Annotated in this window: 1 pseudogene; it reads left to right on the top strand. The window is 60.7% G+C overall.

The features are described 5' to 3' along the window. Positions 1-522: pseudogene (locus NE2_RS34445) on the top strand (DNA-directed RNA polymerase subunit beta); the annotation flags it as partial.

Raw genomic sequence — 522 nt, 5'->3', positions numbered from 1 at the left:
CACCGAGAACGGTGAGATGGCGTTGGGTAAGAACCTGTTGGTGGCGATCATGCCGTGGGAGGGTCACAACTACGAGGACGCGATCATCCTGTCGCAGCGTCTCGTGGAGGAGGATGTGCTGACCTCGATTCATATCGAGGAGCATGAGATCGATGCTCGTGATACCAAGCTCGGTGCCGAGGAGATCACTCGTGATATCCCGAACGTCTCCGATGAGGTGCTGGCGGATCTGGACGAGCGTGGCATCGTGCGCATCGGTGCCGAGGTGCGTGACGGTGACATCCTGGTCGGCAAGGTCACTCCGAAGGGTGAGACCGAGCTGACTCCCGAGGAGCGGTTGTTGCGTGCGATCTTCGGTGAGAAGGCCCGCGAGGTGCGTGACACGTCGTTGAAGGTGCCCCACGGTGAGTCGGGCAAGGTGATCGGTATTCGTGTGTTCTCGCGTGAGGACGACGACGATCTGCCCCCCGGCGTCAACGAACTCGTCCGCGTGTATGTGGCGCAGAAGCGCAAGATCCAGGA

This window comes from Nocardia elegans NBRC 108235 (assembly GCF_001612845.1).
GTDB classification, from domain to species: domain Bacteria; phylum Actinomycetota; class Actinomycetes; order Mycobacteriales; family Mycobacteriaceae; genus Nocardia; species Nocardia nova.
The sequence above is the reverse complement of the archived record's forward strand: the minus strand, read 5'-3'. Positions and strand labels throughout refer to the sequence as shown.